A 25,166-nucleotide genomic window follows, 5' to 3' on the forward strand; every position below is an offset into this window, starting at 1 on the left:
AGGCATCAATCGCCAAAGCGCACCAGCACGGTATCCGCCTCCACAAAATCGCCCTGCGCGGCGGATACGCTGTCGATGGTGCCGGCGCGCGGTGCCTTGAGTGCCAGTTCCATCTTCATGGCTTCCATCACCAGCAGCTCCTGGCCTTCTTCCACGCTGTCGCCGGGCTGGGCCTTCACCAGCACGATGCGACCGGGCATGGGCGCGACCACCTGGTTGCCGCCGCCGCCTTCCTTCGATTGCCAGGCAAAGGCCGGCGCACGCTCGAAGGTGTAACGATTGCCCTGCACGTCGTGCACGGTCACGCGCGAGGCGTCCGTGCGCAAGGGCAAGCGCAGGGATTGCCCATCGAAACGCGCACTCAGCGCCTCGCCATCCAGGCGGGCGCCGCGCACGTCGACGTGGGCATCTGCGTGGTGAAGCCGGTAATCGCCGCCATGGCCATGGGCTTCCACCTCGTGACGCTGACCGTGCAGCGAGAGGGCCACGATGCGCTTGCCGGCATGACCGACGCGCCAGGCGTCGACCTGTGCCCAGGGCGAGTGCGGATCGGTGCGGCCTGCCGGCGGTGACGTGGCGGCGCGCTCATCGTGCAGCAGGGCCGCCGTGGTGGCAGCGAATAGCACCGAATCCATCGGCGCCGTATCGCCGGCCAGAAATTCCTGGAGATGGCGATCCAGATAACCCGTATCGATGCGCCCTTCCACGACTACAGGGTGGCGAGCGAGGCGTTCGAGGAAGGCAATATTGGATTTCGGCCCGACGATCTCGCACCGCATCAGCGCATCGCGCAGACGTTGCAGGGCTTGCGGGCGGTCGATGTCCCACACGATCAGCTTGGCGATCATGGGGTCGTAGAAGATGGTGACCGTGTCACCCTCGATCACGCCGCCATCCAGGCGCACATGGCGCGACGGCGCCGGCAGGCGCAGCGTGAGCAGCTTGCCCGAGCCGGGCAGGAAGTTCTGGTCGGGATCTTCCGCGTACAGGCGCACCTCGATGGCATGGCCGCGCGCGTGGATCTGCTCCTGCGCCAGCGGCAGCGCCTCGCCGGCCGCCACGCGCAATTGCCATTCCACCAGGTCCAGGCCGAGCGTTTCCTCGGTGACGGGGTGCTCCACCTGCAGGCGCGTGTTCATCTCCATGAAGAAGAACTCGCCATCCTGGCCAACGATGAATTCCACCGTGCCCGCGCCGACGTAGTTCACCGCCTTGGCAGCAGCCACCGCGGCGGCGCCCATGGCCGCGCGGCGCGCATCGTCAAGGAAAGGCGAGGGCGTTTCTTCCAGCACTTTCTGGTAGCGACGCTGGGCCGAGCACTCGCGCTCGTTGAGATGGATGACCTGGCCGTGCGTGTCGCCGAACACCTGGAACTCGATGTGGCGCGGATGCTCCACATAGCGCTCCAGGATCACGCGTGTGTCACCGAACGCACTGGCGGCCTCGCGCTGTGCCGATGCCAGCGCATCGGCAAACTCCGCCTCGCTGCGCACGATGCGCATGCCCTTGCCGCCACCGCCGGCAGCCGCCTTAATCATCAGCGGGAAGCCGGTGCGACGCGCCTCGGCGGCGAGCGTGTCGAGTGACTGGTTCTCGCCGTGGTAGCCGGGCACGAGTGGCACGGCATGCTGTTCCATCAGCGCCTTGGCCGCGGCCTTGGAGCCCATGGCGTCGATGCTCTCCGGGCGTGGGCCGATAAAGGCCACGCCGGCCTCGATGCAGGCGCGCGCGAACGCGGTGTTCTCGGACAGAAAGCCATAGCCGGGGTGGATGGCCTGCGCGCCGCTGCGGCGGGCGACGTCGAGGATGACGTCACCGCGCAAGTACGACTCGGTGGGGCGCGGGCCGCCGATCGGCCAGGCTTCGTCGGCCAGGCGCACGTGCTGGGCGTTGGCGTCCGCCTCCGAGTAGACCGCAATGGTGTGGATGCCCAGGCGTCGGCAGGTGCGGATCACGCGGCAGGCGATCTCGCCGCGGTTGGCAATGAGTACGCGCTCGAACATGCGACATCCGGGGGTAGGGCGAAGCCCCTAAAACTAGCAGATTGCCGCGTCGCCGCCGATGCGCGGCGCAGCAAAACCCGCTGCGTTGCCTTATTCGGGCCGGTGGCAGACGGCTTCGATGTTGTGTCCGTCCGGGTCGAGCACGAAAGCGCCGTAGTAGTGCTCGTGATAGTGCGGACGCAGGCCTGGCGCGCCATTGTCCTTGCCGCCGGCCGCCAGCGCGGCGGCGTGGAAGGCATCGACGGCCGCGCGGCTGTCGGCGGCAAAGGCGACGTGCACCGGCCCGGCGGCATGCCCGTGCGAGGAGGTGCCGATCCAGAAGCTGGGCTTGCCGTTTGTGCCGAAGCCGGCGTGTGCACCGTCGCCGGTCTGCTCGGCGGTCACTTCCATCACCAGGCTGGCGCCCAGCGGGGCGAACACCTTGCGATAGAAGTCGCGGCTGCGTTCGTAGCCCGATACCTGCAGGCCGACGTGATCGATCATGGCTCGTTCCTTGGCGATGACTGCGTGGGTGGAGTTTGGCGCGGATGGCGTCAGTCGGGTGTGCACCAGGCGGCGGCGCGCTTGCCGAGAAAGGCCGAAAGCCCTTCCTGGCCTTCGGCCGATACGCGCAGGCGGGCAATCAGCGCGGCATTTTCCTGATCCAGCCGTTCGGCGTGCTCGTGCGAGGCGCCGGCCATGCGCAAGGCGAGTTGCTTGGCTTCGGCTTGGGCCAGTGGGCCAGCCTTGGCGAGCAGGGCCAGTGCGGCATCGACGCTTTCGTCGAGTTGCGCGGGCGGTACACATTGATGGAGCAGGCCGATGGCGAGCGCGGTGCCGGCATCGAACAGCTCGCCGGTAAGGAACAGTCGGCGCGCCTGCCGCAGGCCGATGGCATGGATCACATACGGCGAGATCACGGCGGGCACCAGGCCGAGCTTGACCTCGGTGAGGCCAAAGCGCGCGCCTTCCACGCCAATGGCGATGTCGCAGCAGGCCACCAGCCCCACGCCACCGCCATACGCCGCGCCGTTGACGCGCGCGATGGTGGGCTTGGGCAGGTATTGCAGGGTGCGCATGAGCTTGGCCAGGCGCAGCGAGTCCTCGCGATTCTCCGCTTCGCTCGCGCTTGCCATGCCGCGCATCCAGTGGAGGTCGGCACCGGCGGAGAAACTCGCGCCCTCGCCGGTGAGCACCACCGCGCGCACGTGCTCGTCCGCACCGGCCTGTTCCAGTGCCGTGGTGAGTTCGGCAATCAGCGCGTCATCGAACGCGTTGTGCACCTGCGGGCGATGGAGCGTGATGCGGCGAACGCCGCCCTGGTCACTGGTGAGGATGCTCGTGCTCATAGGAACTCCGGGGCTTGGCCGGTCATGGTAGAGCGTAAGCGGCGTGTCATGCACGGCGCCGGGTGTTCCCGTGCGCCGTGCTTGACGTGCCTGGGGGCGACCCAGGATCTCGACGCAGCCAGCGCCATCCGCTGGCCTGCGCCGTACGGAGATCGAACGTTCGCTATCAGGCCGCGCTGGCGCGCTGGCCGCACTCGGGGCAGAACTTGCTGCCGGCCGGCAGTGGCGCATGACAGCCGCCACAGGCATCCGGCACCGCCAGGTGAAAGCCGCAGTCGGGGCAGAACTTGCCCCCGCGCGCTTCGCAGCCGCATTGCGGACACACCAATTGCTTGGCGCTGGTGACATCCACCTGGGCTGCCTGTGCCTTGCCTTGGTCGCGGGCGCGCTCGGTGCTCGCTTCGACCTGGCCTTGGTGGCGAGCCACCTGTACTTCGGCCGCGAGGTCCGGGGCGCAGCGCTGGCACAGGCCGCTGTCCACGCTCCAGCAGCGATCGCACACGTGGCTGTGGCAGCGTGCGCAGCGATGAAAGTGGGCCTGGGCCGAGGCGATCGCCTCCTTGAATGCCTCATCGCGCGCGCTGCCCCAGCCGGCTTTCGCGAGCCCTTCGACGGCGTTATCCAGGCCGTTGCTCAGGCCGCCAAGCAAGTTGCTGGCGAAATTGCCGATCTCGCGCATCCAGCCCGAGGCCTGGCCGCTGCGGTAGGGCGCAAACGGTGAGCGCCAGCTGTCGCTGCAACTCTGGCAATAGAACTCGAACTGAAAGCCAGCGCCGGTGCCGTATTGCTGGCAAAGGTCGCGGTAGTTGTTTGAAAAGTGAAGATCGTCGCTCATCGTTCCCTCGTGGCGTACCGGCACGACGCGATATCAGCGTGCCGGGCCGCGCATTCTGCAGGGCTCCTTCCCTCGACAGGAAGTGCCCCTGACTCAGTTGTCGTCTGCGCCCAGTTCGGCCATGTGTTTCTGCACGAAGGCGATGTTGGCCGGGTTGACCAGCACATCGCCGTTGGCCTTGGACTTATCCGAACCGTATTTCACCGTCATGATGGCGCCCAGCGTGGCGGCGCTGGCCAGCACGTAGTCGTGCGAGCTGATGCCATGGGCGCGAAGAATGGCCTGAGCGGCGGGCTGCGCATCCAGTGCGCCAGCCGATTCGTCGAGCGAATGTGCGCCGGGCTTGAACGGCGTGATCTTCACGCCCTTGGCGTCGGCGTCCTTGCTCACGGCACGCATCTTGGCGAACACGGCTTCGGTGATGACGTACTGGCGAACAGCCACTTTGTCGGCTGGCGTCAGCGCGTGCGATTCGATGCCTTGCGCCGTCGCGCAGGCTGCAGGCAGCAGCAAGCCGAGCGCAATGCCGTACAGACGCTGCTTGGTAAGGGTGAGTGTCATCGGGGCGTACTCCGGGGGAAAGGGGAGGGAGGTACTACTGCGCCACCAGTTCGACGCGTCGGTTTTGCGCGCGGCCGGCGTCGTCCTGGTTGCTGGCCACCGGCGCGTAGGCGCCAATGCCCTTGGCGGCGAGCCGCGAGGCGGTGATGCCGTACCGTGTGCTCAGTGCCTTCACCACCGATTCGGCGCGCGACTGGGAGAGCTGCAGGTTGTGATTGCGCTCTCCGGTGTTGTCGGTGTGGCCGACGATGAAGACCTTGAGTGTCGGCTCGCTCTTGAGCAACTGCGCCATCTGGGCCAGCGTGGCGTCCGAATCGGTGGTGAGGTTGGCGCTGTCCGTCGCGAAGTGGATACCGTAGAGCGCGATATGACCCTGCCGGCTCAGGCCCTGGCTCATCGCCTTGGCGTCCACAGTGACCTGTCCGGTGGCCATCGACTGTGCTTCCACCAACTGCAGCAACACCCCCACGGGTCGGTTCTGCTCGGCCTGCACCACCATCAGCGACAGATGGACGGCACCCTCCGGACGATCGAGCCGGGCGGTGAGCTGTTGCATATGGCCGTCCACGGCGTAAAGCGCATGCTCCATGGCATTACGCGCATGCATGGGTTCGAACAGCGGCTGGATCACGCGGTCGGAAAAGTCAGCCGCATTGCCGCAGGCCGCGTCCGCGCATTCAAAGCGAGTCTTGAAGCCCGCCTGCGCCAATGCCTGGGCAAAGTTGCGATACACCTCCAGCAGGGATTTCCCGGCAGGGGCCTCGTAGGCAATGCGCGTGACGCGCCCTTCGAGCACCTCGGTGACGGAGCTGGCGTTGAGTGGCCCCAGGGGAAGCGTGGCCTTGTCGTAGGCCACTTGCTGGTAGCCGATGATGGTGGAGCCGCTGAAGCGCGATACCAGCGGGTGGTCATGTGATCCGGCGACATCCGCGCCCGATGCGGTGCCCAGGCCAAGGCCGACAAGCAGAGCGAGTGCTGCCATCCGGCGCACGCCGCGCGAGAGAAACCTCATGTAAGGCAGCTCCTCCATCCAGTGAGGGCGTAACCATAGCGAAGCCGTAAGGATTTGAAAGAGCGCGAGAACTCACTTCGCAGGTTTCCGTTCAGTGTAGGCATTTTCTGCACATTTCCTTGACAACCATGAACAAGGCAGGCTTTTTTCGTGATGACCATCACAAATAAAAAAAATTGCGCTCAAGTTTTTGCAAAGTCGTCATCGCAGTTCGTTAGTTTCCACGCCGCCGAAATTTGTAAGGCAAATTCGGTGCATGCGTAGTCGCAAGACTGATACAGGGGACGCTTGCCTCTTTGATCCTTAAGTGGATCGGACTCGTCATGGACGGGCCGTAACTTCATCAAAAAAGAGGAAGTCCGATGAACTGCAAGCGTCAGAGTAAGCGCAATACCTCCGTCAACATCCGTCAGCGCGGTCAGGGCATGACGGAATACATCATCATCACCGCACTCATCGCCATCGCTGCCATTGCGGCCGTCACCTATTTCGGTGGCACCGCGCGTGCGCAGGTCGGCGGCATGGCCCGCGAGCTGTCTGGCCAGAGCGCCACGGAAGACATCAATCGTGCAGGCAACCAGGGCAACAAGGCCCATGCCGAGGGCACCAAGGACAAGACCCTCAAGAGCTACAACAACGAGACCGCCCAGTAACGCCTCGGCGTAGTTTCGTTTTCATCCTTGGGTTAGCCATGACGTGCCGCTGAGCGGCGCGCGTGCGGTGCTGCGCCTTTGCAGAACCGATTAGCTGACACGTTGCCGGGCGCCATGCCCGGCAGCGTTCTTGGGTTGTGGGTGTCAACTGGATGATGGGCCCATGAGAAATCGATTGATCACATCGCCACGGGCAGGTTTGGTGGCACAAAGGATGACGAGCCGAGCATCGGTGCGCGGACAAGCGCTGGTGCTTGCCATCGTGAGCCTGCTGGTGTTGTGCCTTGGCGTGATCGTGCTGTTCAACACCGGGCAGACCGTTTCCAAAAAGGTCGAGCTGGTAAACACGGCCGATGCCGCTGCCTACAGCGTAGCGGTGGAGCAGGCGCGCGCGTTCAACCTCATCGCCTATATGAATCGCGCTACCGTGGCGAACCAGGTCGCCGTGGCGCAGATGGTGAGCTGGTACTCCTGGACCAATTTCATGTTGCGCGGCACGGACAACTTCAAGGATGCCGTGCAAGCGATTGCGATCATCTTCGACATCAGCATCGTCGGCGCCGAAGTCGGTGCGGCGCTGCAGGAGATGGTGTCGGTACTCAACGAAGTGAAGGTCGCCGTGCAGGAGCTGCGCGACGGCATGCAGGTGGCGTTCTCGGCGGCGGTCACCACGATCAGTGCGCTGGACACCGTCTACTCCGATGCATCCCAGCTGATCGCCATCGGCGAGCCGCAGTCTTCGTTGCTGCTGGCGCGCCGTATCGTGGCGCTCAACACCGACAACAAGGCGACCGTGGGCGTACGCGGCATGGGGTTGCTGGAATCGGATGCCCTTGTGGCCACGCAGTACGCCCGTCGATACACCATCCCCACCAACGGTCGTCGCACCAGCGATGCGGACCGCTTCGCCAATGTGGTGATGGAGGCGCGCGATGGCTTCTCGCGCCAGCGCAATGGTGGTATCGGGCCGATCCACAAGCGTGGCGGTACCGACTTGGTGAACTACCAGGACTGGGTGGGCGTGGACACGCTCAACGTCAAGTTCCGCTCGTGGATACCGCCGGTCAAGCTGGACGTGCCGTTGGCGTGGGGCGGTGCGGCGGCCGTGGCCGGCAATCCGACGTCCTTCCGCTCCATCGCTTCACCGGGCATCAATGGCGGGCGTGGCTGGGACTCCCCTTACGACATCGATCGCGGCCATTACAGCCGCTATGCGGATGGCCTGGACAATAACTCCGCGAGTGGTCGGGTGTTGTCGTCGCCAGCCATGGGGGGCACGAACAAGGCCTGGCTGAAGAGCTACACCGGCAAGGCGCCGGGCTTGCCCGACTACAACGACATCGCCCCGAACAAGGCCACGGTGCCTTACGACAACGGCCGGTCTGCGGGACAGAACGGACTGGGTGCGGTGGACGTGGGGCCGATCTTCACCGTGCTGGTGGAGCAGCCCATGAATACCGTGCGCACCAGCCAGAACGTGCAGGGCATCGGCGGTCCACCCGACTTCCAGACGCAGGACCAGTCGGTGAACAACACCATGACGGCGTTGTCGTCGGCGCAGGTGTATTTCAGCCGGCCGCGCGAACTGTTCCCCAGTGTGATCGATTCGCGTCGTGAGCTGGGCAGCTTGTTCAGTCCGTACTGGCAGGTGCGCCTGATCGATACGCCGTGCGTGGTGCGCCAGGAGGTGGCCGTGAGTTACGGCTTCGTCGCGCCTTGCGTGAAGTGACGAATGAATTTCCCATGTGTTCAAGGAAGCCCATGCAACAACGTGCTTTGAGTGGTCTGCTCTCGGTTCTGATGCTGTTTCCACTGGCGGCGTGCTCGGCGGGTGATCGCCATGCCGATGATGGCAAGGACGATGCCGGCAATGCGGCCAGTGCGACGCCACCCATACATGTCACCCAGACCATGGTGGTGCTGCGCGAAGGCAAGCCGGCGCGTGAAGACGATTACCGCCAGGCGCTCGCCGATTGCCAGAAGGGGCCGATGCCCACGCAGCCGCTGGGTGATGATGTGGTGGGCAAGCTAGGTCGCACCTATTACGACCTGTGGTACCAAGGCGCGCGCGTGGCCGAACGCGCCGAGCACTGGGATTTCCAGGTGATCGGCACGTGCCAGTTCAAGGTCGTGCACGAACAGACCCTGGCCATCGTCAAGCCCGGCGAGGCCATCGACATCGATTTGGTTGGCCGAACCGGGACGCGGCAGCACTCTGACGGCGTGGTGCGCCAGGCACAGAGCGATGCGCGCGCGGCGGACATGTCCAGTGGCGGCGATGACGATGCCGCCTTGCGCGCCGCCGTGGCCGCGCAACTGGGCAAGCAAGGGCAGGGCGACTTGATGGCGCAGTCGGCAGGTACCGCCAGCGCGGCCGGCCAGCCATGCCAGCGCATCGCGCAACCGACGGTGGGCGAGGCGTGCGTGTGGAGCGGCGGCAAGGCCTGGGGCTTCTCCTCCGACGTGGTGGACGACGGCGAAGGCCTGAGCGGCCGCACAAACAGCATCGTGCTGTGGCGCCATCCGCCACAAGGCAATGGCCGGGAATGGGCAACGCAGAAGATGACGGTGGGCCAGACCATCGACGGCAAGGTATTCGAGGTGCCGTCCGGAGTAGCGATCAACGCCTCGCCCTGACAAGGGCCGTGGGAGGGAGGAAGCGATGGAAGCGATGCATCGGAGCAACCGGCGCAGGCGGCATGGATCGCCGCACCGCCAAAAAGGGCAAAGCCTGGTCGAGATGGCCATTGCCTGCATCGTGCTGGTGCCATTGGCGGCCGGCGTGATGTTGCTGGGCCAGTACATCCACGTAAAGCAGCAGACCCAGTCCGCTGCGCGGGCTGCCGCCTGGGCGGCCACGGCGGATCGTTCGCTGCTGGGCGAGCAGTTGCCGGGACACGATCAGATGGAGCAGGCCCTGCGCATTCGCCAGTACGGCGACAGCAAGGACACCGTGCGCAGCAATGCCACGGTGCCGGCCAAGTTCAACGACGCGATGCTCACCACCTTCGCCGGCAGGGAGCTGCTCAAGCCCAATGCCGTGACCTTGCAGGTGTACAAGCAGGACAGTTCGCCCGGCTACCTGGACAAGGGTCTGTCCATGATCGGCAAGGTCGCCAAGTCGCTCGGCAACCTGCCGCCCAACAGCAAGGGGCTGGTGACCGCCGAGGTGCACGCCAAGCCGGAGCTGATCCTGGGGCGCGACGGCAGCGCGCTGACCTTCCTTGATCCGCTCAACCGCATGCAGCTGGATTTTTCCTCGCGCACGGTGCTGCTGGCCGACGCCTGGGACGCAGGCGGCGGTGGCGAGGATCGCAATGGCAAGGGCATTCCCGGCGCCAGCAATCGCACAGTGCGCAATGTCATTCGGCCATTGGTGCCAACGGCCCTGCTGGGCGACAAGTTCGACAACCTCACCAGCAACGTGATCGACCTGCTTGGCGCCATTCCGTTCGTCAATCAAATCTTTACGCCGGGCTTCAGCCAATTCGAGCTGGGCAAGATGGCGCCGGATGTAGTGCCCTCCGACAAGCTGGTGAAGTATGCGAACCCGCGCTGAGCATTGGCTCGCGGTGCTTGCCGGTCTGCTGATGGCAGGTGCTGCGCACGCGGGTGGTTGGCCCAGTCCACCCCTGCCCGCGGGTACCGCGACGGAGGACGTCGCCAAGCACATCGTCTTCAACGGCTTGGACATGCACGCACAGGTCTTTTCCTCGGCGCGTAGCCAGGACGAGGTGGTGGCGTTCTATCGGCAGGCCTGGGGCAAGGACGTCGTGGTCAATCGCATGGGCCCGTCCCAGGTGATCGGGCATCGCGAAGGCGACTACTTCGTCACCGTGCAGGTAAGCCATAGCGGCGCAGGCAGCAAGGGCAACATCGGCATCGTCGACGTGGGCGGCGCACCGACGCACTTCGTACCGGGCAAGGGGCTGCCGGCACCCATGGGGTCAAAGGTGTTCAACGACATCGCCTACCCCGACGACAGCGTGCCGGCGCGCACGGTGGCCATGCGCAATGCGCTGTCGCCGGCGCAGAACGCGGCGTACTTCAAGGAAAGGCTGGTCGCCGATGGCTGGAAGCCCAGCGACGCCGGCCATTGCCGCGATGCCGATTGCGTCATGCGTTACGAGCGGGGTGACAGCAAGCTCACCTTGCTCGTGATGCGCGAGGGTGCTGCCCAGTCGCAGGTCCTGATCAACGTTTTGCAGCCGTGAGGAAGCCTGCCATGCAACGCCTGATTCATGCCGGCCTCCGTCGGCGCCAACGCGGCAGCGCCGTCGCGGAGTACCTCATCGTGGTTTCGTTCCTGGTACTGGTGCTGGTGGTCGATCCCACGGCGATACCCGAGTTGATCAAACGCTTCAAGGAAGCCTACAGCGGCTTTGTCTACGCATTGTCCATCAGCTGGATTTAAAGGAAGGGAACTCTCATGCCAAAGATCAACCGCAACCTGCTCTTTCTCGGGGTTGCCATTCTGCTGGGCATCGCCGCGAGCTTCATGGCCGTGCACTACATCAACAACCAGGTGGCGGCGCGCACCCAGGTCACCCCGGAAGCCACACGTACCGTGGTCGTGCCGGTGCATGACCTTGAGAAGGGCGCCCTGCTGGGCGACGACGACGTGGCCACGCGCGATGTACCGGTGCAGTTCGTGCCTGCCGATGCGCTGACGCCGGAGAACTACCAGACCTATCTCGGCCAGCTGTTGCGCTCGCCGCTGGGCAAGGGGGCACCCATTCCGGGTAGCGCCATCGACCTGGTCAGCGACCACTTCTCCACCGTGATCGATGCGAACAAGGTGGCCTACACCATCAGCGTGGACGAGTCGGGCTCGGTCTCCGGCCTGATCGTGCCGGGCGATCACGTGGACATCATGCTGCTGCTCACCGGTGATGCGGCGGCCGGCAAGGACCAGATTCGCCCACTGCTGGGGGACGTGCTGGTGCTCGCCACGGGCAAGCGCGCGCAGGGCGTCAAGCCGACTGGCGATGACGGCAGCTACTCCAATCTCACACTCGGCCTGACGCCGGTGGACGCCCAACGCCTTGGCATGGCCATGAAGGCCGGCGAGCTGCGGGTGATGTTGCGTAGTGCGGGCGACAAGCAGCCCTTTGCGCTGGAAACCCTCAGCAAGGCGGATTTGCTGCGGATGGGCAAGCCCGTGCTGCGAGAGTCGGGTATCCAATTCATCATTGGTGGAAAAGGTTGAGCATGGAAGCGATCAAATGCGTGGGTAAGGCGTTGCTGCTGGCGACGCTGGTGATGGGCGTGGGCGCTGCGGTGTCGGCTGAGCCTTCGGGCGAGGCTGCGCCGGCCAATAATCAGGTGATTCCCAATGCGTTGAGCATGTATGCGGGGCAGGCGCTGGTGCAGCGCGCGCCCGGGCCGATCAGCCGGGTGGCCGTGGGCGATGGCAAACTCCTGGACGTGAAAGTGCTGGGCAATCGCGAGCTGGTGCTGATCGCCAACCAGCCCGGCGATACGTCGATGCAGCTGTGGCTGAGCGATGGAACGCAGCGCAGCATCAGCGTGCATGTCGGCGCCGGCAACGCGGATCAGGCGGCCGAGCTGGTGGCGCGACTGGTGGGGCAGGGCAGTGGCGTTCGCGTCAACGCCGTGGGCAGCAACGTGGTGATGACCGGCAGCGACCTGACGCCCATTGACGTGGCCAAGGTGGCGGCCATCAAGAAGCTGTATCCACAGGTGCTGGATTTCACCAGCGCCAATGCCGTGGACATGAAGCCGATGGTGATGATGCAGGTGCGCATCATGGAGTTCGACAAGAAGGCCATGAGCGACCTGGGCATCAAGTGGGACAGCATGATCGCCGGCCCCGGCGGCGGCCTGGTGCATGACTGGGTGACCAACCCCTATTACCGCTTGACCGACCCGGCGTTCAAGGGCATCGACGCCATCGGCCAGGCTGTGAATCTGCCGCTGCGCGTGCCCGGCACGCCGTCGTACTTCGGTATCGCCACGTCGATCGCCTCGCAGATCAACATCATGGAGCAGACCGGCAACGCCTGGGAGCTGGCTGCACCGCAGCTGGCCGCGCGCAGTGGAGGCATCGCGGACTTCCTGGTCGGCGGCGAAGTGCCCATTCCGATCACCCAGGGGCTGGGCGAAACAACGGTCGAGTACAAGCAGTACGGCATCAAGCTGCACATCGCGCCGATCGTGAGCGCGGCCGGGGATATCTCCACCGATATCGAAACCGAGATCAGCCGCATCGATCCCAGTGTGACGGTTCAGGGCTACCCCGGCTTCATCACGCGCCGCGCCAGTGCGCAGCTCAATGTGCACGAGGGCGACTCGATCGTCATCTCCGGCCTGGTGGATGCCACGGCGTCCAAGACCTTCGACAAGGTGCCTGGCCTGGGCGATGTGCCGATCTTCGGCAGCCTGTTCCGTTCGCGAAACTTTCAGCGCAACCGCACCGACCTGGTGATCTTCGTGACACCGGTGGTCATCGATGCGGCGTCGCCCAAGAACCGCGAGCTGATCGAGAAGAGCGACCACCTGCGCGATGACATGCGCAAGGTGGCCGGCAGCGATATCGTTGATTGAGGTAGACCCATGTTCGAAGTCGTCATCGAAACCGCAAACCGCGATCCCCGCCAGGTGCGCTGCCTTAACACCACCTGCGGCATCGGCCGAGGCGAAGACAACCTGGTGATGTTGCAGGGCTGGAATATCGCCAAGGAGCACGCCACGCTCAGTGCGCGCAAGATGGGCGTATTCATCGAAGTGCTGAGCGCACGGGCGCCCATTACCGTCAATGGCGTGCGCGTGCAGAGCGAGCATGGTCCGCTACAGCGCAACGACCTCGTGCTGATCGGCGCCTATCGGCTGCGCGTGCTGGCGGATGCGCCCAGCGAGCAGGTGATCGTGCCGCCCATGCCGGCGTCCAATCACGAACTGGCCGCCGAACCGCCCGCGCCAGTGCGCGAGGAGGTCGTGCAGCTGCCCTCCACGGTGGTGATGCCGCCGGACATGCTGGAGTGGCGAACCCGCGTGCACCAGTCGCTGGTGCGCCAGATGGACCTACGCCGCGTGGATGTGCGCGGCATGACCGACGAAGAGCTGCGCAGCAAGACCGCCACCCTGATCGACGAGATCATCGATCGCGAGTTCTCCGCCGAGCTTCCCAAGACCATCAACCGACGACGCCTGGCCAAGGAAGTGCTGGACGAGGCGATCGGCTTGGGGCCGCTGGAGGATCTGCTGGACGACGACACCGTCACCGAAGTGATGGTGAACTGCCACGACGAGATCTTCATCGAGCGGTCCGGTCGCATTGAAAAGTCGCCGGTGATCTTTACCAACGACAAGGCCGTGCTCGCGGCCATCGAGCGTATCGTGGGGCCCCTGGGCCGACGTATCGATGAAAGCTCGCCCATGGTGGATGCGCGCCTGGCGGACGGCTCCCGTGTCAATGCGGTGATTCCGCCGGTGGCGCTGCGCGGTCCCAGCGTGAGCATTCGTAAGTTCAGCAAGCGCAAGCTCCGCGGCGAGGACCTGTTGCAGTACGGCTCCATCAATCAGGAGATGCTGGAGTTCGTGCAGGTGGCCGTGCGCGAGCGTCGCAACATCGTGGTGACCGGCGGCACGGGTTCGGGCAAGACCACGCTGCTCAACATCCTGTCCAACTTCATCCCCGATCACGAGCGCATCGTCACCATCGAGGACGCCGCGGAACTCAAGCTCAGCCAGCCCAACCTGGTGGCGATGGAATCGCGGCCGGCCAACGTGGAAGGCAAGGGCCTGATCACCATTCGCGACCTGGTGCGCAACGCCTTGCGTATGCGACCGGACCGCATCGTGGTGGGTGAGTGTCGTGGCGGCGAGGCGCTGGACATGTTGCAAGCCATGAACACCGGCCACGAAGGCTCGCTCACCACCGCCCACGCCAACTCGCCGCGAGACGCGCTGTCGCGTCTGGAGGTAATGGTGATGATGTCGGGCATGGATTTGCCGATGGTGGTGGTGCGCGAGCAGATCGCCTCGGCGATCGACCTGATCATCCACCAGCGGCGCTTCCCCTGCGGCTCGCGCAAGATCACCCATATCTGCGAGATCACCGGCATCGAAAGCGGCACCATCCAGACGCAGGATCTGTTTGTGTTCCGCGCGCGGGACCAGGGTGGCCCCAACGGCAAGGTGCGTGGTGTGTTCGGGGCGACCGGCTCGGTGCCGGAGTTCTACGAGGAGCTAGCCTCGCGTGGCGTGCCGGTGGATCTGGGCATATTCCGCCCGGCTGGCGAGGAGCGCTGACATGGCGGTGATCGCATTGGCGGTATTCGTCTGCGTGACTTTGATGGGCTTTCTGGTGGCGCGCTCCTCGACGGTGTTCTGGGGGCGTTACCAGGAGGTGTTCACCGAGCAGGCGCGCTTCAACCTGGCCGACATGTTCATGTTCATGGACACCGGCAACCTGTTCCGCGTGAATGTGGTGGCGATGGTGGTGCTGCCGCTCCTGTTATGGGTGGTGTCGGGCAATCCGCTGCTGGCGCTGGTGGCCCTGGTGCTGGTGCTGGTGTTGCCCAAGAAGGCCTATGCGTGGATGCGCCAGCGGCGCATGGAAAAGATCCAGCAGCAGTTGCCCGACGGCTTGATGATGATCGCTGGCAGCATGCGAGCCGGCCTGGGCTTTACCCCCGCGCTGGAGAGTCTGGCGCGCGACATCGAGCCGCCACTATCGCAGGAGTTCGCGCTGGTGCTGCGCGAGCAGCGCATGGGCGTGAAGCTGGACGAGGCGCTGGTGCATTTCAATCACCGCGTGCCGGTCCAGGACGTGACACTGTTCGTCTCGGCGGTGAGCATTTCGCGCGACGTGGGTGGCAACCTGGCGGAGATCCTCGCGTCGCTGTCGGACACGCTGCGCCGTCGCCAGATCATGGAGGGCAAGGTGAAGTCGCTCACCGCGCAAGGACGCCTGCAGGGCATCGTGATGGCGATGATGCCGGCGGGCCTGGTGGCGTTTCTCAGCTTTGCCTATCCCGACACCATGCGCGCCATGTATCACACGCCACTGGGCTGGGTGGTCATCGCCATTTGTGCGGTGATGGAATACCTGGGCTACCGCATGTGCCGCAAAATCATGAGTATCGATATATGACCCCCATGCTCGTGGTGCTGGCCCTTAGCGCAGGTGCGTGCATGGGCCTGGTGATCTGGTCGGTATACGGACTGCTGCGCGACGTGCCCAAGGCCGATCGCCACTTCCAGGACCCGTTGCCGTTCGGCCTGCGCATGATCTGGCCGTTGGTGAATGCAGCCACATTCGTGATCGGGCCGCGCCTTACGCCCGATCGCCTGGAACGCGCCCATCGCGACCTGCAGACGGCGGGGCAGGATTTCGTGCTCAGCCCCGAGCAGCTGTACGGGCTGCGGCTGGTGAGCGCGGGGTTGGTGGCCCTGTTCGCGTGGACCTTGCTGAGCCTGTTGCATACGGAGCGCCCGATGGTGTTCGCCAGCACGCTTGGCGTGGGCGCTGCGCTGGGTTGGCTCTATCCCAGCCTGTGGCTGGGTGAGCGGCGCAGCAAGCGGCGACGTCAGGTGATCAAGGATCTCCCGGTCTATCTGGACTTCATCACCATGGCGGTGGAGGCGGGGCTCAATGTCACCGGCGGCATCGAGCAGGCGACCCATAAGGGCCCCACCGGTCCGCTGGCGCAGGAGTTCACGCGCTTGCTGCGCGATGTGCGCTCGGGTTTGCCACGCTCCGAAGCCTTGTCTCGCATGTCCGAACGCATGGATATGCCGCAGATATCCAGTTTCACCGGCACGCTGATCCAGGCGGACCGCGTGGGCGCGAGCCTGGGTGACACCTTGCGCGCACAGGCGGCCCAGCGTCGCGAAGAGCGCTTCCTGCGTGCCGAAAAACTCGCACTGGAAGCGCCAGTGAAGATGATGTTGCCGCTGGTGATGTTCTTCTTTCCGCTGATCTTCCTGATGCTCGGCTACTTCATTTTCCTGCGCATGCAGGAAGAGGGGATTCTGTGAGGCAGGGGCGCATTCACAGTAACGGGCAGGTGCTGGTGAGTACGGCGTGGCTGGCGAATCGGCCCTGGTCCCGGCTGCGCGGTCTGCTGTGGCGCGAGCCGCTCGCCGTGCAGCCGGCCCAAGCATTGTGGCTATTGCCGTGTGGCGCGGTGCATACCTTTGGCATGCGCTACGCATTGGATCTGGTGTTTCTGGACCGCCAGGGGCGCGTACTCGACTGCGCCGAACAGGTGGCGCCCGGGCGCTGGCGCCGTGCCCGCGGCGCGCATCAAACCGTGGAATTCGCCGCGGGCGCACTGCGTCAACTGAAGCCCGTCACAAGGGATACATGGACATGGGAGGTTGCATGAACGGGATATCACGCGTGTTGTTGCTGGCTGCGGCGTGCGCAGGGCTCGCGTCCTGTGCCAGCGGTGCGCCACGAACCACCACCCTGGCCGACATAAAGGCGCTGCAGGCGCAGGCCGATCAGGACACCAATGCCGGGCGACCGGAGCAGGCGCTGGTGAACTACCAGAAGCTGACGGCCGCGTTGCCCACCAATGCCGATGCATGGTTTCGCCTGGGCAACGCCTATGTACGCGTGGGCCAGCCCGATCAGGCGGTGGATGCCTACCAGCACGCCCTGCGCCTGGAGCCCAAGCACGCCAAGGCGTGGCACAACATCGGGGTGTTGCGCCTGCGCCAGGCGGCGGCGGCGTTTTCCGAAAGCGCAGTGGATGCCCACGGTGTCGATCCCGTCTTGCAGCAGCAGAGCACCAGCCTTGCCGACGGCATCGCGCGGCTGACCGCCAAGCCCGAAGGCGGCGCATCGGCAACGGCGCCGGCAGATGCGGGGCACGGGCCATGAAACGCCTGGCTCCGCGCGGCGCACAGCGTGGCCAGGGCGTGGTCGAGACCTGCGTGGTGATGGTGGTGTTCGGTACGTTCCTGCTGGGCGTGTTCCAGATGATCCTGTTCTATCGCGCCAAGAGCCTGGTGGACTATGCCGCGCTGGAGGCCGCACGCAGCGGTGCAACGCACAGCGTGGACATGGGTGCCATGCGCGATGGCCTGGCGCGTGGCCTGATGCCGCTCTACACCAGCAAGCCCGACAAGACGGCCGCCACCGAAGCCTATGGCCAGGCCCGGCTGGATACGCTGGACCCGCGCGTGTCGGAGATCCAGGTGATCAGCCCGACCAAGGCGGCCTTTGCCGATTGGAAGGTGCGCCAGTTCGACGGCGTGGACGGCATACCCAACGACAGCCTGCCGTATCGCTCCACCGCCGTGGGTGGCCGCAGTGGCCTCACCGTGCAGGATGCCAACGTGCTGAAGATCCGCGTGGTCTATGGTTACAAGATGATCGTGCCGGTGATCGACAAGATCATCCTGGGTGTCTATCGCACCGCGTTCTATCAAGGCCTCAACGGACAGGAAATCGCCATGCTCGAAAGCGGTCGCCTGCCAATCGCCACACAGGCCATCGTGCGTATGCAGACTCCCGTTCGCGATAGCGGAGTGCTGCCGTGATGCGGGTGCTTCGCGCCAGGCAATGGCTTGGCGTTGCGCTCATGCTGTGTGTGGGGATGCCCGCGTATGCCGACGAGCCAGGGCGCGATATCGTGCTGCATGCCATCGTCAGCAGCGATGCCTTGCGTGCACCGGGCGCCAGCGTGGCGCGGGAAGGTACGTTGGTCACCACGACGTGGTTGAGCGGCGATCGGCAGCGCGTGGATTTCGACGGCGGCGAAGGTTTGCGCGGGCGTGTTTTGCGCGATGGCGATCACGCCTGGCTGTTGCGCCCCAATGCCCACCAGGCGATTCCTGCCAAGGGCGTGTCGATCGGCAAGGTGGCGCGGGTGGACCCGCGCCACCCATGTTGGGAGCTGGGCTTTGCGTGCCAGGCATTGGGTGAGCGCACCGAGGCTGGCCGCCAGGTAAGTGGCTGGCGTTATCGCCACGCCGAGCGCGGCGGCCCACAAGGCACGGACGAAGGGGAGTTCTGGGTGGACACCGCCACCGGCGCGGTGCTGGCATTCGATGCGCGCGATCTTGCCGGGCACCACTACCGCATGCAGACGGTGAGTTTCGAGCAAGTCACCCTGGATGACGACGTGTTCGCTTTGCCCATGAGTGTGAGCGTGCCGGTTCGCCCGGCACAGCCCTGACGCCCGGCAGCATCAATCCCTGCTGGGTAACACCAGGAACTCCGCCGCCTCCTGCATGGGGGCGTGAGGATTGGGCGCCACATCGCGCCACCAGGGTTGCACCGCCTCCACGCGCGCGGGTTCCACGACTTCGCCGAGCCGCGGCATCAGCAGCCCTTCGGGAGCGTGCGCCAGCAACACTTCGGCCGGCTCGCTCCATGCGTGCATGGCAAGGTTGAAGGTGCCCCAGTGCACGGGCAGCAGGCGTCCGCTGCCCAGCTGGCGCCACGCGGTGAGCGCGTTGTCGGGCCCCAGGTGCACGCTGCCCCATGACGGATGGAAGGCGCCTACCTCCAGCATCACCAGGTCGAATGGCCCCAGGCGCTGGCCGATCTCGCTGAAGTGCGGGGACAGGCCCGTATCACCACTGAAGAACACCGCATGCTGGTCGCTGCGCAGCACGAAGGAGGACCACAGCGTGGCGTTGCGGTCGCGCAGGCTGCGCCCAGAGAAGTGATGCGAAGGCGCCGCCGTGAGCGTCAGGCCGCGCGGCAGCGTCACGCTTTCCCACCAGTCCAGCTCGGTGATGCGCTGGGCCGGTACGCGCCAGGCTTCCAGGTGCACGCCCACGCCCAGCGAGGTGATGAAGGGCACCCGCAACTTGGCCAGCGCGCGAATGCTGGGATAGTCCAAATGATCGTAGTGATCGTGCGAAATCAGCACAGCGTCCAGGGGCGGCAGCGCGGCGATATCCACCGGCACCGGCTGGAAGCGCTTGGGTCCGAGAAAGGAGAACGGCGAGGCCCGTTGCCCCCAGACCGGGTCGGTGAGCACGCGCACGCCGTCGATTTCCAGCAGCACCGTGGAGTGGCCCAGCCAGGTGGCGCGCAGTCCCGTTTCGCTGGGCAGTACCCAGTGGGAGCGCGGATCGAGCGAGGGCAGCGGCCGCGCCGGTGTGCGCCCTTCGCCTCGGAAGATGAAGTCCGTGAGCGAGGGGCGGTCGTCCGCCACCGGCGGGGTGCTCGAAGGGTAGGTATTCACGAAACCGTCGCCGGCGTACTGCGCGGACGCTTGCATGCGTTCCAGCCGCAGCCCCGCGGCGTGTCGGGCGAGCAAAGCCATGTGGACCTCGTCGAGCGGTGTGGGGTGGGTCGCCTGGGGAGGCCCGGAACGTCTGGCTGTCCGCCGTCATCGCGAAAGCGGTCATGGCCAGCCGTTCAGGCCGGTTCCCCAAGGGGAAGCGAGCCCGTTTGCTTGCTATCGGGGCGACCTTGGCAACTTGCAAGTCGTCGCCCGGTGATGAATGGCAGGGCGGATTCTTGCGGTTCCGTCGGCGGGCGCCGGGCAGCGCGGCATGACACCGCGCTGCAGTCCGTGGCCGACTAAGGTACAATGCGAACCATTCTTATTTGAGTTGGTGACCAGTGCGCCTGTCCGACCTGCCGAAAGGGGCTACTGCCGTGGTGGACCGAGTGGACGATGCTCATGCCAGCGACCCGATCGCGCAGCGCTTGCGCGACCTGGGTTTCGTCGCGGGTGAGCCGGTTCGCCTGGTGGCCGTGGGGCCGCTGGGTGCCGATCCCTTGCTGATCCAGATCGGCTCGACGCGTTTCGCGCTGCGTCGCGCCGAGGCCGCACGGGTTCTGGTTCGCCTGGAGGAGGCCGCATGAGCGCCGCTGGCCTGCGCATTGCCCTGGTGGGCAACCCCAACTGCGGCAAGACCGCGCTGTTCAACCAGCTCACCGGCGGCCGGCAGAAGGTAGCCAACTACGCCGGCGTCACCGTCGAGCGCAAGGAGGGCCGTTTCACGGCGCCCTCCGGCCGGGTGCTGCAAGTGCTCGATCTGCCCGGTACCTACAGTTTCGACGCCACCAGCCCCGACGAGCAGATCACCCGCGACGTGCTGGAGGGCAACTACCCTGGCGAGGCCGCCCCGGATCTGGTCGTCTGCGTGGCCGATGCCACCAACCTGCGTCTGCACCTGCGTTTCGTGCTGGAGGTGAAGCGCCTGGGTCGCCCCATGGTGCTGGCCCTGAACATGATGGATGCCGCGCGCCGGCGTGGCGTGGTGATCGACGTACCCGAACTGTCGCGCCGCCTGGGCATGCCCGTGGTGGAAACGGTGGCGGTGAAGCGCAATGGCGTGAAGTCACTCGTGGCCCAGGTCGATGGCCAGATGCCGCAAGCCTCCGACGCCTTGCCGGATGACCCCGCCAGTCGCGCCGACCTGCACGCGCAGGTGCGCGAGTTGCTTGCCGCGACGGTTCATATGCCGCGCGCCACCGCCGAGCTGGACGATGCGCTGGACCGTTGGGCGCTGCACCCGGTGTTCGGGCTGGCCATTCTGGCGGCCGTGATGTTCCTGGTGTTCCAGGCGGTGTACGCCGCCGGCAAGCCCATGAGCGACCTGATCGGCGAGGGCTTCGGCTGGCTGGGCGAGCACGTGACCGCGTGGATGCCGGCCGGTCCGCTGCAAAGCCTGATCGTGGATGGCGTGTTTGGCGGCTTGGGCACCGTCGTCGGCTTCCTGCCGGTGATCCTGGTGCTGTTCTTCTTCATTCTTACCCTGGAAGAATCCGGCTACCTGCCGCGCGCGGCCTTTCTGCTCGATCGCTTCATGGTGTCGGTGGGGCTCACCGGTCGTTCGTTCATTCCGCTGCTTTCCAGTTTCGCCTGCGCCATTCCGGGCATCATGGGTACGCGCAGCATCACCGATCCGCGCGATCGCCTCGCCACCATCCTGGTGGCGCCACTGATGACGTGTTCCGCCCGCCTGCCGGTGTACGCGCTGCTGATCGGTGCCTTCATTCCCACCCGGCGCGTGCTCGGCATCTTCAACATGCAGGGCCTGGTGCTGTTTGCGCTGTACGCCGCCGGCATCGCCGGCGCCATGGCGGTGGGCTGGGTGATGAAGAAGCTGCGTCACGACAAGAGCGAGCACGCGCTGCTGATGGAGCTGCCTTCCTATCGGCTGCCCAAGGTGCGCGATGTGACGATCGGCTTGTGGGAGCGCGGCATGATCTTCCTCAAGCGCCTCACCGGCGTGATCCTCGGCCTGACCGTGCTGATGTGGTTCCTTTCCAGCTTCCCGGCCGCGCCCGCTGGCGCCACGGGGCCCGCCATTGACTACAGCTTTGCTGGCTATATCGGCCGCGGCCTGCAGGTGATCTTCGCGCCGCTGGGCTTCAACTGGCAGATGAGCGTGTCGCTCATCCCTGCGTTCGCCGCGCGCGAAACCGCCGTGGCTGCCCTGGCCACCGTGTATGCCGTGGGTGGCGATGGCGCCGACGGCGCGGGCCTGGCGCAGGCCTTGGCGGCGAACTTCTCGCTGGCCAGTGCGCTGTCGCTGCTGGTGTGGTTTGCGTTTGCGCCGCAGTGCATGTCCACGCTGGCGGTGATCCGTCGCGAGACCAACTCGTGGCGCAACGTGGGTATCTCGTTCGGCTACATGTTCGTGGTGGCCTATGCGGCTTCCTTCCTCACCTATCAGATCGCCAGCAGGCTGCTATGAGTACCGGACTGCTCACGCAATACGTGATCATCGGCTTGGTCGTGCTGGCCAGCGTGATGGTGACCTTCCGCAAGCTGGCGCCTCAGCTGACCAATCGCTGGCTGGCGGCGATGGCCCTGCACCTGGATCGCACCGATCGCAGCGCCTGGCTGCGTGCCCTTGGCCGGCGACTGCAGCCCAAGGCCGCCACGGGCAATTGCAGCGATGGCTGCAGCACCTGCGGGGCCTGCGGCCCCAAGCCGCCGGCCGCGGCGCGCGACGTCTATCCGCTGGAGTTCCGCCCGCGCGGGCGTTGAGGCTCAGCCCGGGCATTTCCGAAGTCGGCCAGGGCGCCATGCGCCCCGGCCATGTTCCCCTTACCAGGCGGTGCCGCCGGCATAGTCGCTGGCCAGCGTGTTGTGCAGCTGGGTGAGCGTGTTCGCGTCCGTGGTGATCAGGCCAAGCTCGCGGTTGTAGTTGAGCGAGTTGGAGGAGAAGTTCTCCGAGCCCATGAAGGCGCGCGCGCTGGCCGTGCCGTAGTCGGCGACGATGGCCTTGGCGTGGATGTACAGCGGAGCGGTGGCGGCGTAGGTGGTGATGTTCACGCCGGCCTTCTTCAGCGCATTGAATTCCGTGGCATAGGTGTTGCTAGTGTTGGTCATGCACACGGTCACGGCGACACCGCGCTTGGCGGCGTTCTCCAGGGCGGTGACGATGGTGCTGTAGCTCATCTCCTCGTTCTCCACCTGCAGGCTCGTCTGCGCGCTGTTGATCACGCTGAGCAGCTGGGTCTTGGCGTTGGTCGGGCTCCACACCAGGTCATCGCCCACCGGCGGCGTAATGGTTTGCGACTGGAAATCCGCATTGAAGGTGCTTTCGATGGCGGCCACGTCCGCGGCATCGTTCTCGATCAGCGCAAAGTCGCGGCTGGTGCTGTAGTAGCGGCTGGTCAGGTTGAGCGACATGATTGCCGCGGTGGTGCCGTCGATGACGATGGACTTCTGATGGGTGGCGTCGTACTTGGTCCAGGCCCACACCGCCTGCGCGCCGCAGCTGTTGAGCTGGTTGTAGGCGCTGAGGTTGTTGTTGTACTCCAGGTTCTGGTCGAGTATCACGCGCACCGCCACGCCGTTGGTGGCCGCCTGGCAGAGCAGCGACTGTGCCTGCGTATCCACCAGTTCATACATGGTCATGTCGATGCTTTGCGTGGCCGACTGGATCAGGTTGTAGATCGGCGTAAGGCCTTGGTCCGGTTCGATCACCAGCGTGCGCGTCACCGTGGTGGCCGCCGGCGTCGCCGCCTTGGCCGACATCGGCACGCCAGCGAGGCATCCCGCCAGCAAGGTGGCGCCGAAGACGGGTGCGCACAGCGCGAACAACATGTAACGAGACTTCATGACGAGCTCCCTTCGTGATGTGACGTTGTTTGGAACGCGACGCTGCGGTCGCGCAAGGAGCCGGCTACAGGCCAGGTGAGCGGCAGTGCGAACAAGGTTCGCCAAGGTGCCAAGGCTGTGGCGGCGCACGGCATGACACCGCGACTTTATGACAGGGAGCTTGCGCGAGACGCAGGCAAGTTCATGCGGTCACGCGCGATGCAGCTTGGTGCGATCGCGCGTGATGCAGTTCACCGAAAGCACGTGTGCTGCCACGTGGGTGGTGGATGAGGCGTGAAGCATTGCCTGGATAGCGGCTGCTTTCTTCGTGTGCTCGATACGGATGGTGCGCAAGCTCAGTGCGTAGGTTGCGCCAGCGAATTCGGCATCAATCGGCCGAGGCTTGCTCGTAGCGGGCAAGCAGTTGATTGAAGATGGGCCAGAAAGGTTGCGGTAAATGGCCGTCCAAACGATCCTCAAGAATGTCCAGGTGCGTGTGCCAGCCACCGCTGGTGCCGGCGATGTCCGCGGGCTTGATCTTGCGATGCGTCACGATCAGCCGAACCTGCCCATCCTCGGGCGCGAGTTCGAAAGTCACCTCCGACGGGTCTGCCGAGTTGCCCCAGGTGATGGCGAGCAGGTGCGGCGGATCGCAAGCGATCACGCGGTGCGAACTGCTCACGCCCTCGGCGAATGACTGGAAGCGCTCGGGCGGCGCGCTGGGTGTTTGGGAGAGACTGCTGTGCAGAAAGCGCATCTGGAACGTGCTGCCGGCACGCGTCTCCATGACGCCGCTGGCCAGCCACTGGCCGCGTTTGTCCGAGTCGACCAGGTAGGACCACACCCGCTCGATGGGGCCGGGGAGCACGCGCTCGAAGCGCACCGTGTCGGGCGCGAGCCGTTGTCGGGGCGACTGGCGATGCAGGTTGCGCTCGAGGTGCCCAAGGATGCTTCCCCAGCCCTGTTCGGTCGCTTCGGCCCAGGGCGGCAGTACGCCTTCATGCAGCAAGCTCAGGTCACATCCGGAGGCCGCTGCGACAATGTCGATGCTGACCCGCGTCATCGCGCCCGCGTACTTGGGTACGCCGAAGGTAAAGACGATACGGCGCGGGCGATCCAGTTCCAGGTACTCGCCGACATGTTCCACGTCCTCGCCATCGCGACGGTCGATGAAACAGAAGCGGCCACCAGGGCGCGCGTCGATCTCCACCTTCACCATCTCGCCATGAGGGGCGGAGAAGAGCCAGCGGCCGGCCGTGACGGGATCGAGCCACGCATCGAACACGCGTTCGGGTGAGGCCTCGAAGTGTCGGTGGATGCGCAGCGTGCACAAGGGGCTGGTGGTCATCGCGATGAGCCTTTGGGTTGGGGCTTGCCCGAGGCTTGGTCTTCAGCCTTGAGCAGGGCATCGAGTGCGTCGAGCTTGCTGTTCCAGAATTGCTCGTAGAAGTGCAGCCACTCATTCGCGGCGGCCAGCGGGGCGGGTTCGAGTCGGCAGACGTGCGTACGGCCCTTGACCACGCGTCGCACCAGGCCCGCTCGCTCCAGCACTTTCACATGCTTGGAGGCCGCCGCGAGCGACATGTCGAAGGGAGCGGCCAACTCGCCGATGTTGCGTTCGCCATCGGCGAGGCTGCGCAGCATGGCGCGGCGCGTGGCGTCGGTCAGCGCCTGGAAAACGGCATCGAGAGGGGCGGAGATTTGCTCAACCATGCGGTTGAATATCTGCCGATGGGCAATGAAAGTCAACCATTTGGTTGAATATTCGTCGGGT

General features: G+C 65.3%; 28 protein-coding genes. 18 read left to right on the forward strand and 10 right to left on the reverse strand.

Annotation, left to right across the window (positions count from 1 at the left end; translation table 11 throughout):
- Positions 1-5 precede the first annotated feature (5 nt).
- From AC3G2C_RS01235 to AC3G2C_RS01260, 6 genes are all read right to left on the reverse strand, one after another.
- The gene (locus AC3G2C_RS01235; protein ID WP_488382785.1) at positions 6-2,003 is read right to left on the reverse strand and encodes an ATP-binding protein; all 1,998 of its coding nucleotides are present in this window, start codon (positions 2,001-2,003) and stop codon (positions 6-8) included.
- 90 nt (positions 2,004-2,093) lie between these two features.
- Complete coding sequence (locus AC3G2C_RS01240) at positions 2,094-2,486, reverse strand: VOC family protein (protein ID WP_488382786.1); 393 nt, start codon at positions 2,484-2,486, stop codon at positions 2,094-2,096.
- Between the two features lie 50 nt (positions 2,487-2,536).
- Positions 2,537-3,331, reverse strand: a complete 795-nt coding sequence (locus tag AC3G2C_RS01245) for an enoyl-CoA hydratase-related protein (protein ID WP_488382787.1) — start codon at positions 3,329-3,331, stop codon at positions 2,537-2,539.
- A gap of 166 nt (positions 3,332-3,497) precedes the next feature.
- Positions 3,498-4,166 carry a zinc ribbon domain-containing protein gene (locus tag AC3G2C_RS01250; protein ID WP_488382788.1) on the reverse strand — a complete coding sequence of 223 codons (669 nt, stop codon included), beginning with the start codon at positions 4,164-4,166 and terminating at the stop codon, positions 3,498-3,500.
- 93 nt (positions 4,167-4,259) lie between these two features.
- Positions 4,260-4,727 carry a hypothetical protein gene (locus AC3G2C_RS01255; protein WP_488382789.1) on the reverse strand — a complete coding sequence of 156 codons (468 nt, stop codon included), beginning with the start codon at positions 4,725-4,727 and terminating at the stop codon, positions 4,260-4,262.
- 34 nt (positions 4,728-4,761) lie between these two features.
- On the reverse strand, positions 4,762-5,739 hold the full coding sequence (locus AC3G2C_RS01260; RefSeq protein WP_488382790.1) for an OmpA family protein: 978 nt from the start codon (positions 5,737-5,739) through the stop codon (positions 4,762-4,764).
- A gap of 362 nt (positions 5,740-6,101) precedes the next feature.
- On the opposite strand from AC3G2C_RS01260, the gene AC3G2C_RS01265 reads away from it, so the two are divergent.
- The 15 genes from AC3G2C_RS01265 (at position 6,102) to AC3G2C_RS01335 (ending at position 18,547) form a co-directional block, all read left to right on the forward strand.
- The gene (locus AC3G2C_RS01265; RefSeq protein ID WP_488382791.1) at positions 6,102-6,392 is read left to right on the forward strand and encodes a pilus assembly protein; all 291 of its coding nucleotides are present in this window, start codon (positions 6,102-6,104) and stop codon (positions 6,390-6,392) included.
- A 214-nt stretch (positions 6,393-6,606) separates the two neighbouring features.
- The gene (locus AC3G2C_RS01270; RefSeq protein ID WP_488382792.1) at positions 6,607-8,121 is read left to right on the forward strand and encodes a Tad domain-containing protein; all 1,515 of its coding nucleotides are present in this window, start codon (positions 6,607-6,609) and stop codon (positions 8,119-8,121) included.
- A 32-nt stretch (positions 8,122-8,153) separates the two neighbouring features.
- Complete coding sequence (locus AC3G2C_RS01275; protein WP_488382793.1) at positions 8,154-9,029, forward strand: hypothetical protein; 876 nt, start codon at positions 8,154-8,156, stop codon at positions 9,027-9,029.
- A 25-nt stretch (positions 9,030-9,054) separates the two neighbouring features.
- The gene (locus AC3G2C_RS01280; protein ID WP_488382794.1) at positions 9,055-9,951 is read left to right on the forward strand and encodes a TadE family protein; all 897 of its coding nucleotides are present in this window, start codon (positions 9,055-9,057) and stop codon (positions 9,949-9,951) included.
- Complete coding sequence (locus tag AC3G2C_RS01285) at positions 9,935-10,606, forward strand: hypothetical protein (RefSeq protein WP_488382795.1); 672 nt, start codon at positions 9,935-9,937, stop codon at positions 10,604-10,606. The genes AC3G2C_RS01280 and AC3G2C_RS01285 overlap by 17 nt, the downstream gene beginning before the upstream one ends.
- An 11-nt stretch (positions 10,607-10,617) precedes the next feature.
- Complete coding sequence (locus tag AC3G2C_RS01290; protein WP_488382796.1) at positions 10,618-10,806, forward strand: hypothetical protein; 189 nt, start codon at positions 10,618-10,620, stop codon at positions 10,804-10,806.
- A gap of 15 nt (positions 10,807-10,821) precedes the next feature.
- Positions 10,822-11,601 (forward strand): Flp pilus assembly protein CpaB, encoded by a 780-nt coding sequence (cpaB, locus tag AC3G2C_RS01295; protein ID WP_488382797.1) that lies wholly within the window; start codon positions 10,822-10,824, stop codon positions 11,599-11,601.
- Positions 11,602-11,603: 2 nt separating this feature from the next.
- The gene (locus AC3G2C_RS01300) at positions 11,604-12,959 is read left to right on the forward strand and encodes a type II and III secretion system protein family protein (protein ID WP_488382798.1); all 1,356 of its coding nucleotides are present in this window, start codon (positions 11,604-11,606) and stop codon (positions 12,957-12,959) included.
- Positions 12,960-12,968: 9 nt separating this feature from the next.
- Positions 12,969-14,666 (forward strand): TadA family conjugal transfer-associated ATPase, encoded by a 1,698-nt coding sequence (locus AC3G2C_RS01305; protein ID WP_488382799.1) that lies wholly within the window; start codon positions 12,969-12,971, stop codon positions 14,664-14,666.
- A 1-nt stretch (position 14,667) separates the two neighbouring features.
- On the forward strand, positions 14,668-15,510 hold the full coding sequence (locus AC3G2C_RS01310; RefSeq protein ID WP_488382800.1) for a type II secretion system F family protein: 843 nt from the start codon (positions 14,668-14,670) through the stop codon (positions 15,508-15,510).
- Positions 15,507-16,397, forward strand: coding sequence for a type II secretion system F family protein (locus AC3G2C_RS01315; protein ID WP_488382801.1), 891 nt, complete (start codon positions 15,507-15,509; stop codon positions 16,395-16,397). Before AC3G2C_RS01310 ends, AC3G2C_RS01315 begins: the two co-directional genes overlap by 4 nt.
- On the forward strand, positions 16,394-16,747 hold the full coding sequence (locus AC3G2C_RS01320; protein WP_488382802.1) for a DUF192 domain-containing protein: 354 nt from the start codon (positions 16,394-16,396) through the stop codon (positions 16,745-16,747). Before AC3G2C_RS01315 ends, AC3G2C_RS01320 begins: the two co-directional genes overlap by 4 nt.
- Positions 16,744-17,247, forward strand: coding sequence for a tetratricopeptide repeat protein (locus tag AC3G2C_RS01325; protein ID WP_488382803.1), 504 nt, complete (start codon positions 16,744-16,746; stop codon positions 17,245-17,247). The genes AC3G2C_RS01320 and AC3G2C_RS01325 overlap by 4 nt, the downstream gene beginning before the upstream one ends.
- Entirely contained in the window at positions 17,244-17,909 is a 666-nt protein-coding gene (locus tag AC3G2C_RS01330) for a TadE/TadG family type IV pilus assembly protein (protein WP_488382804.1), read from the forward strand. Before AC3G2C_RS01325 ends, AC3G2C_RS01330 begins: the two co-directional genes overlap by 4 nt.
- Complete coding sequence (locus AC3G2C_RS01335; protein ID WP_488382805.1) at positions 17,909-18,547, forward strand: hypothetical protein; 639 nt, start codon at positions 17,909-17,911, stop codon at positions 18,545-18,547. Before AC3G2C_RS01330 ends, AC3G2C_RS01335 begins: the two co-directional genes overlap by 1 nt.
- Before the next feature lie 12 nt (positions 18,548-18,559).
- Here AC3G2C_RS01335 and AC3G2C_RS01340 read toward each other — a convergent pair whose 3' ends face one another.
- Positions 18,560-19,648, reverse strand: coding sequence for an MBL fold metallo-hydrolase (locus AC3G2C_RS01340; protein WP_488382806.1), 1,089 nt, complete (start codon positions 19,646-19,648; stop codon positions 18,560-18,562).
- A 302-nt stretch (positions 19,649-19,950) separates the two neighbouring features.
- On the opposite strand from AC3G2C_RS01340, the gene AC3G2C_RS01345 reads away from it, so the two are divergent.
- The 3 genes from AC3G2C_RS01345 to AC3G2C_RS01355 are packed head-to-tail and all read left to right on the forward strand — an operon-like array spanning position 19,951 to position 22,333.
- A complete protein-coding gene (locus tag AC3G2C_RS01345) occupies positions 19,951-20,196 on the forward strand; it encodes a FeoA family protein (protein WP_488382807.1) in 246 nt (81 codons plus the stop codon).
- Positions 20,193-22,037: a ferrous iron transporter B gene (gene feoB, locus AC3G2C_RS01350; protein WP_488382808.1), complete on the forward strand. Its 1,845-nt coding sequence runs from the start codon at positions 20,193-20,195 to the stop codon at positions 22,035-22,037. Before AC3G2C_RS01345 ends, feoB begins: the two co-directional genes overlap by 4 nt.
- Positions 22,034-22,333 (forward strand): DUF6587 family protein, encoded by a 300-nt coding sequence (locus tag AC3G2C_RS01355; RefSeq protein WP_488382809.1) that lies wholly within the window; start codon positions 22,034-22,036, stop codon positions 22,331-22,333. Before feoB ends, AC3G2C_RS01355 begins: the two co-directional genes overlap by 4 nt.
- 60 nt (positions 22,334-22,393) lie before the next feature.
- On the opposite strand, the gene AC3G2C_RS01360 is transcribed toward AC3G2C_RS01355, so the two are convergent.
- The 3 genes from AC3G2C_RS01360 to AC3G2C_RS01370 all read right to left on the reverse strand — a co-directional run bounded on the left by AC3G2C_RS01360 (position 22,394) and on the right by AC3G2C_RS01370 (position 25,105).
- On the reverse strand, positions 22,394-23,413 hold the full coding sequence (locus AC3G2C_RS01360; protein ID WP_488382810.1) for a phospholipase D-like domain-containing protein: 1,020 nt from the start codon (positions 23,411-23,413) through the stop codon (positions 22,394-22,396).
- Positions 23,414-23,780: 367 nt separating this feature from the next.
- The gene (locus AC3G2C_RS01365) at positions 23,781-24,740 is read right to left on the reverse strand and encodes an SRPBCC domain-containing protein (protein WP_488382811.1); all 960 of its coding nucleotides are present in this window, start codon (positions 24,738-24,740) and stop codon (positions 23,781-23,783) included.
- A complete protein-coding gene (locus AC3G2C_RS01370; RefSeq protein ID WP_488382812.1) occupies positions 24,737-25,105 on the reverse strand; it encodes an ArsR/SmtB family transcription factor in 369 nt (122 codons plus the stop codon). The genes AC3G2C_RS01365 and AC3G2C_RS01370 overlap by 4 nt, the downstream gene beginning before the upstream one ends.
- Between the last annotated feature and the right edge of the window lie 61 nt (positions 25,106-25,166).

It is taken from the genome of Frateuria sp. sgz306004, from assembly GCF_057750885.1.